11 protein-coding genes and 1 pseudogene are annotated in these 11,647 nt (G+C 56.0%); 5 read left to right on the forward strand and 7 right to left on the reverse strand.

Annotated features, from left to right (window positions below):
• Positions 1-62: 62 nt before the first annotated feature.
• The gene (locus tag BVH01_RS08050; RefSeq protein ID WP_075929848.1) at positions 63-1,313 is read right to left on the reverse strand and encodes an MFS transporter; all 1,251 of its coding nucleotides are present in this window, start codon (positions 1,311-1,313) and stop codon (positions 63-65) included.
• A gap of 363 nt (positions 1,314-1,676) precedes the next feature.
• Here BVH01_RS08050 and BVH01_RS08055 point away from each other — a divergent pair, with 363 nt between their 5' ends.
• The 5 genes from BVH01_RS08055 (at position 1,677) to BVH01_RS08075 (ending at position 6,369) form a co-directional block, all read left to right on the forward strand.
• Entirely contained in the window at positions 1,677-2,579 is a 903-nt protein-coding gene (locus BVH01_RS08055) for an alpha/beta hydrolase (protein ID WP_075929849.1), read from the forward strand.
• Between the two features lie 6 nt (positions 2,580-2,585).
• Positions 2,586-2,915, forward strand: a complete 330-nt coding sequence (locus BVH01_RS08060) for a hypothetical protein (protein WP_075929850.1) — start codon at positions 2,586-2,588, stop codon at positions 2,913-2,915.
• A 326-nt stretch (positions 2,916-3,241) separates the two neighbouring features.
• Complete coding sequence (locus tag BVH01_RS08065) at positions 3,242-3,895, forward strand: hypothetical protein (RefSeq protein ID WP_075929851.1); 654 nt, start codon at positions 3,242-3,244, stop codon at positions 3,893-3,895.
• Between the two features lie 29 nt (positions 3,896-3,924).
• On the forward strand, positions 3,925-4,962 hold the full coding sequence (locus tag BVH01_RS08070; RefSeq protein WP_075929852.1) for an energy transducer TonB: 1,038 nt from the start codon (positions 3,925-3,927) through the stop codon (positions 4,960-4,962).
• Positions 4,963-5,220: 258 nt separating this feature from the next.
• Positions 5,221-6,369, forward strand: a complete 1,149-nt coding sequence (locus tag BVH01_RS08075; RefSeq protein ID WP_075929853.1) for an aldose epimerase family protein — start codon at positions 5,221-5,223, stop codon at positions 6,367-6,369.
• Positions 6,370-7,105: 736 nt separating this feature from the next.
• Here BVH01_RS08075 and BVH01_RS24300 read toward each other — a convergent pair.
• The 6 genes and pseudogenes from BVH01_RS24300 to BVH01_RS24840 form a co-directional block, all read right to left on the reverse strand.
• Positions 7,106-7,336, reverse strand: a complete 231-nt coding sequence (locus BVH01_RS24300) for a hypothetical protein (protein WP_139315608.1) — start codon at positions 7,334-7,336, stop codon at positions 7,106-7,108.
• Positions 7,337-7,580: 244 nt separating this feature from the next.
• Positions 7,581-7,772: a hypothetical protein gene (locus BVH01_RS08085; protein WP_075929854.1), complete on the reverse strand. Its 192-nt coding sequence runs from the start codon at positions 7,770-7,772 to the stop codon at positions 7,581-7,583.
• A complete protein-coding gene (locus BVH01_RS08090; RefSeq protein ID WP_075929855.1) occupies positions 7,769-8,164 on the reverse strand; it encodes an SMI1/KNR4 family protein in 396 nt (131 codons plus the stop codon). The genes BVH01_RS08085 and BVH01_RS08090 overlap by 4 nt, the downstream gene beginning before the upstream one ends.
• Positions 8,165-8,279: 115 nt before the next feature.
• Positions 8,280-9,137 (reverse strand): PoNe immunity protein domain-containing protein, encoded by an 858-nt coding sequence (locus tag BVH01_RS08095; RefSeq protein ID WP_075929856.1) that lies wholly within the window; start codon positions 9,135-9,137, stop codon positions 8,280-8,282.
• Positions 9,134-11,221, reverse strand: coding sequence for a DUF637 domain-containing protein (locus BVH01_RS08100; RefSeq protein ID WP_075929857.1), 2,088 nt, complete (start codon positions 11,219-11,221; stop codon positions 9,134-9,136). The genes BVH01_RS08095 and BVH01_RS08100 overlap by 4 nt, the downstream gene beginning before the upstream one ends.
• Before the next feature lie 3 nt (positions 11,222-11,224).
• A pseudogene (locus BVH01_RS24840) lies at positions 11,225-11,647 on the reverse strand (filamentous hemagglutinin); the annotation flags it as partial.

Genomic DNA, 11,647 nt, shown 5'->3' on the forward strand with positions numbered 1-11,647 from the left:
CTTCACCCCGTGGTCGGGGCTCCCGCAGAATAAGGGCTCTCTTGCGATAGAGAGGGCGCGCCTTACCGCCAACCGTGCCGGAGAAAATAACGTCCCACCAGCATCAACGCCGCCAACCCCAGCACCCCGGCACACACGAACAACCCGTCATACCCCAGCGCCTTGGCCAGCACACCGCTGGCCGCGCCGACGAAGCCGCCAAGCAGAATCTGCGTGGAAGCCTGCAGGGTAAAGTCCGCGCCTTCGTGGCCGGGCCGGCACTGGCGCATCATCGCGGCGAACAGCGCGACCGTGGACAACCCGTCGGCCGCTTGCTCGCAAAGCGTCAGCGCATACACCAGCGATGCATCACCGCCGCGGCTGACCAGCAGCGCCAACGCGGCAAGGCTCAGCGCCTGTAAGGTGCCGAAGGTCAACAGCGCGCGCAGCACACCGAGGCGTGCATACAGCAGGCCGCCCAACAGCGCGCCGCCGATGCCGACCAGGCTGCTGACCAACGTCAGTTGCCCCAGCTCGGCGTTGCTCCAGCCCTGGTCCACCAGCATGGGCTTGATCATCGGCGAGCCCAGGGCGTCGCCGAGCTTGAAGGTCAGCACCACCGCCAGCCACAGGCCCATGCCCGGCAGCGCCAGCAGGCCGCGGTAGTGGCGCCATAGCAGGCCAACGCCCATTGGCTCGGCTGCCGTAGCGACCGGCGGCAGCTGCCGCGCTTCGGCGAAGCGCCACACCGGCAGCAGCATCAGGGCCACCAGCAAGGTCAGCGCCAGCAGCGACAGGTTCCAGCCGAAGCGGTCGATCACCAGCAACAGGCCGCTACCACTGACGATCATCCCAACCTTGTAGCCGCCCACCTGCAGACTGTTGCCCAGGCCGCGCCAGCGTTCGGGCAGCAGCCGTACGGTCAGGCCGTCGGTCGCGATGTCCTGGGTCGCCGCCGCCAGGTTGACCAGCACCAGCAGGCCAAGCAGCAGCGGCAGGTGGGCGCCGAACAGCGCATCCGGCGAGAGCAGCGCCAGGCCCAGCAGGATCGCCACCACCGCGCCCTGCAGCGGCAGGATCCAGCCGCGGTGATGGCCCAGACGCCGCGATGACAGGCGATCCACCCACGGCGCCCACAGCACTTTGAGCAGCCAGGGCAGCGCCAGCAGCTTGAGCAGCCCGATCACCGCCAAGTCCACGCCATGCTGGCGCAACAGCACCGGTAGCGCATGGGCGATCAGCCCGGATGGCAAACCCTGGGCACAATACAGCGAAGCCAGCAGCACCAGAGTGGCGCCGGCCGGGCGGCGCAAATCGGCAGGATTGGATGACATGGTGGCGTCCGCGAGAGGTCAGCAGCGCAGCATAGCGCAGGCTTGAAAGCGCCAGCAGCCCCAGAATCTTTTCCCGTTTCACGCAGGGCCGCGCAGGAGCCGGTTATTGCGCGAGGCGTGCCCTGCCGGTGGGTTTGCGGTACCTCACACATTCATGTGAGGCACACAAGTGCAGAGTTCGACAGGCCAAATAAGCGGGACAGACCCTGTCATACTTCGGAAACAACTCGATACCCGAAACCGCTGGAGCGGACGAACGCCGACAGGGCGTTTCGGTCTATTCGCCTATCACCTTCCCATGCCCCTGCGCCGCCCGTGAGCGATGCGCAGCGTGCGCCACGTTCGCAACCTCCGCGGAGAGCCATGGCCACTTCACTTATCCACACCCTGCGTCGTCGCTGGCTGGGCATCGGCCTGCTGCTGTGCCTGGCCGTCGGCCTGCCGGTCGGCTGCGCCAAGCTCGAAGAAAAGGAGCGCGAGCTGGTGTTCCGCATCGAGCCGGGCACCGCCAGCTGGTTCCACGGCCTGCCTGCGGGCGTGAAAGACATGACCCTCAGCGTTCCGGAGTTCGGCGACAGCCAGAGCATCCATGCCTGGTGGTGGCCAGCGCGTCGGGCCGACGCGCCAACCCTCTTGTACCTGCACGGCTCGCGCTGGAACCTGACCGGCCAACTGTTTCGCATCGAGCAACTGCACGCCATGGGCTTTTCGGTGCTGGCCATCGACTACCGCGGTTTCGGCGAAAGTCGCGGCGAGCTACCGTCCGAGCGCACCCTCTACGAAGATGCCGAAATCGCCTGGCAGCGCCTCACCGAACTGCAGCCCGACCCGGCCAAACGCTTCATCTACGGGCATTCCCTGGGCGGCGCGGTGGCGGTCAACCTGGCCGACTCCCTGGGCCGTGATCGCCACACGCCGCCGCTGGCCGGGTTGATCATCGAATCGACCTTCACCAATCTGGCCGATGCCGCCACCGCCGTGGCCGCCGAGTACACCTCGCTGCCGGTACGCTGGCTGCTGTCGCAGAAATTCGACTCCCTGAGCAAGATCGGCGACATCAAGGTGCCGGTGCTGATCGCCCACGGCACTGGCGACCGCTACGTGCCGGCGCGCTTCAGCGAAAGCCTCTACCAGGCCGCCAACCAGCCCAAACGCCTGCTGCTGATCGACGGCGGCAACCACAACAACAGCATGCGCACCGGTAGCCGCGAATACCGCGAGGCGATTCGCACGCTGTTTTCCCAGCAGATGATCGGCAAGGGCTGACGGGCCATGAAAGTCATCGACCACCAACCCCACGCCTGGCTTCTGCTGGAAGACGACAGCGGGCTACTGATCGACGTGGACTGCCACCACGGCGCCGTCAGCTGCAGCGTGCTGATCCGCCTGAATGACCAGGAACTCGCCGAGTATCGCCGCGACGGCCACGCCTATCTGGATCGCCTGGCCCAAGCCATCCACTACAGCGCGCCGATCCTGGCGATCAGCGACTCACCGTACAAACCACGCAAGTTGCGCGGCTACGACGATCAGGTGCTGCAGGCGATCCGCCAGTGGCAGGCGCAGGGTCGGCCCGGCGGTGCAGCCAACAGGCACGACTGAAGATCCGCCAGTTGCGTGGCGGACAGGCAGCACGTGAGGGTCAGCCGATAGGGGCGTATCTGTCTCGCAGAGCAAAACCCACCTTCGACTCTGTCGCACTCGGCAGATCAGTTCGCGGACGAAACGCCTGTAGAACGCGCAAGTATGCAGGCGACTACTCACCCATCCGCCAACCCAGCTCGTTATAATCGCCCCCCGCTACATTGCTACTGCAATGATATCGCCAAGGATTGGTGTGCTATGCCCCCTCCGCTTCACACCTTGTGTTCACTATTGGCTCCACCGGCTTCGCGCTCGGATGGTGCTGCCTGCACGCGAGTGTAACGATGCCGCTGTTCCGCAACCTCTTTTGCGCCCTGCTGTTTCTCAATTTGGCCGGCTGTTACAGCCTGTCGCCCATCGATATCGATAAAAGCATCCGCCCTGCCAAAGACGGCGCCACCAGCTATTTGGTGGGCGTAGTCGGCGTCTGGCCGGACGCCAAGTATTCGCTCCACGAACAAAGCCTCCTGCTGCGCCAGAAAGGCGGTGGCGGCTCTGCCTCGGCACGCCTGCGCAACAACGTTCACCTGCGCACGCCACGGGACATCCGTGACGGGCGCCGAGGCATCGGCACGCTGTTCGTCATGCCGCTCAAGCCCGGTCGCTACGAGCTTTACAACGTCCTGTTCAAACGCAGCGACGGCACCACTACCTGGAAGCGAGAAGACTTCTCCATCCCTCTACAATTGGAACCCGGCAAGGCTTATTACATCGGCGACTTCCGTGCCGCCTGCCTCGACTACAACGCCCGTTGCGCCTTCATCCACAGCTACGACATCAAAAGAGACCAGGCGTTGGTTACCAGCAAGCATCCCGAATTGCCGCCGTTACAACTGATCGAGCTGGAGCATCTGGATGGCGCCTATCCCATCCTGCTCGACAGCGATGCTGCAAATGCCGTGGTTTTCAAAACAATTTTGTCGGGGCAGGCCAAATGAGCAACTTATTACGCTGCCTCAGCCTTGCCATGTTGATGCTTCTGGGCGGTTGCCAGGTCAACCACACGCTGCCCGAGCCAATGCTCGATCACGAGCTGACGCTGCCGCAGGTAAGCGTCCAGACCCTGGGCTCGGTGCCCGGCCCGCTCATCCGAAACCATCTGCGCAGTACCGGCGTCTTCGAGCAAGTGCGCGAGGGCTTCGACCCCGCCGGGTACAACATCCAGATAGTGTCGGTCGGCGACTACTATGGCTTCAGCAATTTACCCAATCAGTTCCTCAGCGCATTCAGCCTGTTCATCATTCCCGCCTCCGTGTCCTGGGACACGGTACTGACGTTCCGGGTGACCCGCGGCAAAGAAGAAGTGGCCACCTACCGTGTCGACAACACGACCACCCATTACAACGGCCTATTCGTGCACCCGGATGGCCGCGATGACAACATTCGCCGGATCGTCGATAGCTTCGCCGCACGGGCTCAGGCCGATGCCGCGTTGTTCAAGCTCACCCCACTGAAACCCGTGCACACGCCGATGCCTGTAGCGCCGGCAACCCTGCAAAAGCACACGGTATTGATCGTCAGCTATCAAGTGAACGCCGATGGTTCGGTGAGCGACGTGAAGGTTGTCGGCGACGCCCCCGAACTTGCTCGCTCGGTGGTCGAGGAAACGCTACGCACCTGGCGCTATGAGCCCTGGACGCCCAGCTCCGAAGCACCAGCGAAGCAGCGAACCAGCCAGCCGATAATTCTCAAGCCGCAATCGCTGGTGCGCACCCAGGAACAAAGCTGCGCCCAGGTCATTCAGGAGCTGGATGCCTTCGAACAGAGCTCTCCGGGCAAGCCAGCCAGCGACCTGTCCACCTTCCAGCAGACCTCGGCAATGCTGTTTCTCACCGAGCTGCGTCAGCAGGACAGTGCCTCCGCTACCGAGGTCGACAAGGCCTTCGCACGCGCACTGCCGTGGATCATCGAACAGTGCCGGGCCAACCCGCAGGCCGATTACTGGCAATACGTGCATCAAGGCGTGAAGCAGCAGCAGGCAGCCGCAAGCCAAGCAAGCCATTAGACCTGCCTCACAACGTACATGGCGACCGAGTGCGTCGCCACGTGCTTGTTTGACCTGCCCTACAGGTTAACGCCTGCTTGCGCTCCTTCCCGCCTCCAACTGCCTCCATACATCATCGGCACGCCAGGGACGAACGGTCTACCCAGTCGTCAGATAACAGCTAACCTAATTTTTCGTATCAAGATTATTCCGGCCCAGCTCTCACCGCTCTGGCCCGCCTGTTAGAACGATCCCACAACAATAAAAGGAAGTTCGACCATGACCCACCCTCATCACCTGCTATCCGGCCTGGCCCTCTCCCTGGCGATCGCCAGCACCGGCGCCAACGCGGCAGGGCTGACCAGCGAACACAAGCCATTCGGCAAGACCCGCGATGGCACGCCCGTCGAGCAGTACCAGTTGCGCAACAGCCATGGCATGCAGGCCACCATCATCACCTACGGCGGCGTGCTGCAGGCCCTGGAAGTGCCGGACAAAAACGGCAAGGTCGAAGACGTGGTACTGGGTTTCGATGATGTGCAGGGTTACGAAGGCGGCACTGCATTCTTCGGCGCCACCATCGGCCGCTTCGGCAATCGCCTGGCCGGCGGCGCCTTCGAGCTCGATGGCAAGCGTTTCCAGGTGCCGCTCAACGACGGGCCGAACGCCCTGCACGGCGGTGCCGAGGGCTTCGACAAGAAGGTCTGGGAAGCCAAGCCGGTGAAGGACAAGGATTCGGTCGGCGTGACCCTCACCTACCTGTCCAAGGACGGCGAGATGGGCTTTCCCGGCAACCTGAAAACCGAAGTTACCTACCGCCTCACCGACAACAACGAACTGCACATCGACTACAAGGCCACCACCGACAAGCCCACTGTGGTCAACCTCACCAACCACAGCTACTTCAACCTCGCCGGGGCCGGCAACGGCGACATCCTCAAACAGGTCGCCACCCTGCACGCCAGCCACTACACACCGGTCAACAAGACGCTGATCCCCACCGGCGAACTGGCGCCGGTCAAAGGCACGCCGATGGACTTCAGCAAACCGACGCCCATCGGCCAGCACATCAAGGACGACCACGAGCAGCTCAAATTCGCCGAAGCCAAACAGGGCGGCTTCGACTTCAACTGGGCGCTGGACAGCAAAGGCGACATCAAAAAACTCGCCGCCGAAGTCCACGATCCCGCCTCTGGCCGCCTCCTGCAGCTCTATACCAGCGAGCCGGGCGTGCAGTTCTACACTAGCAACTTCCTTGACGGCTCGGTAAAAGGCAAAGCCGGAAAGACCTACGCCCACTGGGGCGCCTTCACCCTGGAAACCCAGCACTTCCCGGATGCACCGAACCAGCCGAAATTCGCCTCTACCCGCCTGGATCCGGGGCAGACCAATACGCAGAACACGGTGTTCAAGTTTTCGGTGAAGTAAGAAGAAAAATTTAATAATGAGAAAAAGGGCAGCTTTAGATCTGCCCTTTTTCTTTTAGGTCAATTGGTTAACGCTTAAGTAAGTTCCATTCAAATCTGTCCCCTTTTCCACATAACTTTGGATCGATCAGTTGTTAGCTCGCCAACCCACTAAACCTTCAAGATATTTCAATTTATTCAAAATGAACGTCGAGAAATCATCACACACCATTTCAGCTCTATCTAGCTCAGCACTTAACTCGACTATTGCCCAATGACTCTGCGAATCAAATCCATACAAAATCTCTCCTGAATTACCAGCAAATATATAAACCCCTTCGAAAGCTTCTATATTTTTTTCCACATATTGATGAATGGGTACTTAAACCGTCATCGATGTAGAACGCCGAATCTAACTCACCAAACCCAAAACTTTTCAAAAAATCTAGGTAGTCCTTGGGTACATTCTCACGGTCAGACTCTTCAACGTTACTAAGAACTAGATCCTCATTATCAATAACATCTCCATAGTCGCCTTCATAATATTCACTCGCGACAATCTTATCTACAATTCTCTGGATCTCTACCTTGTCAAGCATAATCACCTTCCAAATAGCTTCTCTGCAGGGCCATCAGCTCTATGAATTCCCCCTTGGTGTTCTATACCTCTCACAAAAAAGGGGACAGATTTATTTATTCAGCCTAAGCCAAAAATAAATCTGCCCCGTTTCTCACTTTTACCTACGCTCTCGCCTTTATCATTTAACGTATATAGCTATTTTTTTATAATTCCACACACCTAACAAAAACAGCCCTAAAAAAAACCCGCCACCGACATATAAAACTGCGACACGCTCGCTTAACTCAAAAAATAATCTTATTATGCCTACAGCCACTAGACTCCAAAATGTAGACATAAAAGCAATCATCAGCAGAACCACAAATAATTCCCAGATTGCTCGACCTGTGATTAACCGCTTATTTTTCATTACTGCTGTCACCATATCTTTTATAGAAGTCTATTGTTTTACCACTAAATCGATGGGGTCAGAGTCATTGGTTCGGGCATACAGCTAAATCAATGACTCTGACCCTATCGATTGTTCTAGATCAATTGGTTAGTGCGTAAGTAAGTGCCATTCGGGACAGATTTATTTATTCAGCCATTTCCACGACCTAAAGTAAATCTGTCCCCTTTTCCATTTCCCCTTTTCCTATTTATTTGGGTGCCCTCTATTGTTCTGGCTTGCTTGACTTGCGCAAATCATTGATGAGCCTATTCCAGTAACGTACTGCCTCAAAATGCTGTTGTCTCGTCAGCCAAACCTTATTTTCAGCGCTGCTCGGGTCGCCACCAACAATGACAGGCTTAATCTCGAACAGCTCCATACCTTTAGGCCGCAACTGCTTTTCAATGGCACTCATTTTTGTTCTGATAACACTGAAAACAAGCTGCAGATATCGTCCGCTACAGGATTCGCATATTGCCGATACATGCCTACAAACGGGAGACGGATTATGGGCATTTTTTTATTCTCAGTGTCGAACCCATATCCCTCACCTGCCCCATCAGAAGCGAAAAGAAAAATACCTGGCGCATATTTCTCAACCTCATATTCACGGTTGAAATCGACCAATTCTTCTGCTTTCCAAAAAATAATATAATTCTCCCCGATGAAGCCTTCGCCTCCATCATGCTTTTTGAGAAATTCAATGTAGTTAGTGGGAAACTCAAAATCCACGCTCATTGATAGATCAGCAAGAACTGACACGTCGACTGGATTGTTGAGCTGTCCCTCTGAAAGGATGAACTCCATAACTATTCCTTTATATCTGAATCGATGGGGTCAGAGTCTTTGGTTCGGGCATACAGCTAAATCAATGACTCTGACCCTATCGATTGCACCGTGTTGTTATTCCGTATCACCGTGTTCATCTTCCGAATAACCGGGCAAATATTCCTAACTTGGATTTCGTTTCAACACGTGCTGGGTGAGTACTTGGCCCGTCCGGGCGCAAAAGGTCTCCGGGGTAGTGCTCGTGCCCCAGGCAAAGGCTATCGTCCAGCCCGAATGCCTTGACGGCTGCTACTGCCTCAATGCACCAGCGGCCGAAGTAGCTGCCCATCTCTATGGGGTGTTTTTCCGGATCACCATAAATGTACCACCACAGTTCATCCTTGCCCTTGCGCTTCAACTCCGCATACCAATGATCGACGAAGTCACGTAATAATACGGCCTGCTGTTCTTCCGGTGCATTTATCGCTTTCAGCAGGCGCCAATAGGGTTTTGGATGTAGAAGCTGCGTACCAATTTTCCTATCGGACTGCCGGCTGGCAATTACACGATCCAGTAATGAGTCTTCTCCCTCACCGCCAATTAATATCAAGAGGCGCTGCCATTGATCGTCAGCAATATCAAGCGTAAGTGCAAGCCCAACGAGCCAAAAGCACCAATTATAGTGATTAAGAACCGACAAGCTGAATATCCAAGAACGACAGGCATTCAAATCGTGCTTAGCACATATCTCAGCAGAGAGCCTCTCAGAAAGCTCCCACATATCGAGCAACATCGAATATAGATCTTTTAGTTCTGATACTTGATCTCCCCTAGAGTAAATCCGAAAAATCAATCGCAAAATGTCTTTCGAAATATCAAATGTAAACTGAGGGTCATATTCTGGATTCTTTGATTCAGCAAGAAGCATCGCCGAACGCTTCTCCAGCCTTAGATAATCTTTTACGATCCGATCATTCCAGTAATCAATTCTAGCTAACGCGTCACGAATCATGGCTTCGCTCCAGCAATATTATCTTTAGCGCGCAATATACTAGATGTATCAACTGCCTTCACCCGCCCAAGCGAATCAAGAACCTGAATCTCGGTGGATCCGTTACGCGTGGTTGTGACTACCCAAGTCTCCGTACGCCCCATCTGAATGGCGTCTACTATGTCTGCCGCTCTATCTTGACCAACAGCATTCTCAAGTCGCTCGGAGCTTAACGTCCAATTTGAGCTCCCTTGACGGCCATCTTTTGTATATATGAGCCCAGAAGAGCCTCCTTTATCGTAATCCCCGATGAATTTGTATTCAATTACGACATAGTCTACGTCCGGATGATTCACTTTGTACAAATCATCTATACCATTTGTTCCCACGCCCTGCGAACGTGCCAGCTTTTCGCCGCGAGGCACTATTTTTTGAACGGTAGTTTCGCCTAATACCTCCGCAACCACCCGTTTCTGATCATTGCTGAGTACCTTAAGATCAAGTATGGGCTTACCATTCAGATCAACCACACCACCGCTTTTCACTAAAGCCTGCTGCGCCAAATCATCAATTACATGGTCAAGCTTCTTACCAACAGCTTCAGCAACTTCCGCGCTAACTTTGCCGCCCGCTTTACCTAATGCTCCAGCTGTGCCGGCACTAGCCACAGCTGTAACAGTACGCAGCAGCAGCATAGTTTCCTGGGCGGTGGATACGTCCATGCCATAAATGGTATTGAGCTTGCTGGAGATGTCTTCGTTGAAAGCAACTGCTGAGCCTTCACCCAGAGCATTGCCGGTCTCGTGAAAACTATCCACAATCCCCTCAGGTGTGCTTTTGATACCCTCCCAAAACCCCTTAATTACAACGCCCGGCTGTTCAACAAGCAGCTTGCCTAATTCGACTGTATCGTTCTTGAGGGAGATACCGGAGTCTTGAAGTTCTTTTACAACACCAGTGCTAAGGTCACGGCTGATTCCGCTCTGCACAAACTCCTGATAAAACGCCGAATCAGACGTATCGGCAAACATCTCTGGGCGGAATAGTTGTTGGCCTTTAGCGGTAAATAAAGCCTGTTGCTCACCGAGATCGTTCGTGAACATCTGATCGGAACTTTCCAAGAACGCTTTTGCACTGCCGTCATCGCCGTCACTAAGTAATCCCCGCCATAGGTAGTCAACATCCTTGAGGGCTTGCTGACTCAGCCGCTCCAACGCCGCCTGTTCACTGATCCCCTCCTGATCGGCAAAGCGCTTGGCATTTTCCCTCAGCCACTTTTCTTCGGCCCAGTGTAATTGTCGGTTGTAAGCTGTCGCATTCTTCGCCAGCTCCGCAGCTTTATTGATGTCACCATCGGTTGCGGTAGCAGCTGCCACACCGATCAACTGTGAAATTGCCAATTCAAGATTTTGGTCTTGCTTTAGTGCTTCAGAGAGCTGCCCTACCAAAGCCTCATTGGCGCCAGCAGTAATGGCCCCTGTTCTAAAGTCTCCTCCAGTTGCCTCGCTGAGCAGACCGCCCACAACAGCATGTAAGGCGGTCTTTTCAAGACTGCCCTCCTTCCATGTTTGCGCAAGAGCAACATCACCCGCGAAATTGAACCCTACGGCCTGCATCAGGTGATAGACCTGATTGGTCAACGAAACCTGCAGGTTGTCCGAGAAACTGCCACCTTGGATCGCCGTCCGGGCCGCCGCCTGTGCGGTGCCTTGCACGCCCAAGTAGGTACCGAATTTGCCGATATCGGATGGGTTGCTTAGGTTGAAACCCTTGGTCACCTTGTTGACGTTGTCGCCAGTGACGCCGAAAGCACTATCGAGCACGCCGGTCGTAAACCCGGCAGCGAACGCGGATACCGCGTAGCCCTTCATTGCATCTGAGGATGTAACATCCTTGAACACCGCACCCAAGTTGCCACGATTATTGATCGCGCTAGTTGTCGCGTTGGTCGCAGCGCCGACAGCCACGGCCTGGCCAACGACCCCCCCATATGCTCCTGCAAGGGGTCCGACAATCATTGACATGGCAATAGCAATGATCAGCTGTGAAGCAGGCCCCAATCCAGAATGCTGGTATTTGAAGCTTTCATGAATCTCTTTTACCAAACGTCAATCAACATCTCCTCGCTGCTCGGCCTCCTTCAGCCAAGCCATGTCCGGGTCAGCTTTGACCATGGCATCAATGGTCTGGCTAACGGTTTGCTGATTGACTTCCTTGATGTCGATCTTCAGTCCCTCGACCGCTGAGATCGCGATATCACCTTTAGCGACGAGTGCACTCTGCAGCACTGTCTCGTCGGTAATTCCTTTCCCCTTCATCGACGTCCAGAAGGCATTGTTCTTGCTCTTCTCGTGGCTCTCCTGATCCAGATCCTTCACCGCCTCGAAGGTGATGCCACCGCCGCTTTGCAGCGTCAGGTCGGCGCCGCTGTCCAGGCGTGCGCGCTGGTACAGCTGGTCGCCAGCGCTGGCCAGGGTGAGGTCGCTGCCGGTGGTGATCTCGGTGCCGATATGGCGGATGGTGGTGACTTC

Source organism: Pseudomonas sp. PA1(2017), assembly GCF_001945375.1.
Taxonomy (GTDB): Bacteria; Pseudomonadota; Gammaproteobacteria; order Pseudomonadales; family Pseudomonadaceae; genus Aquipseudomonas.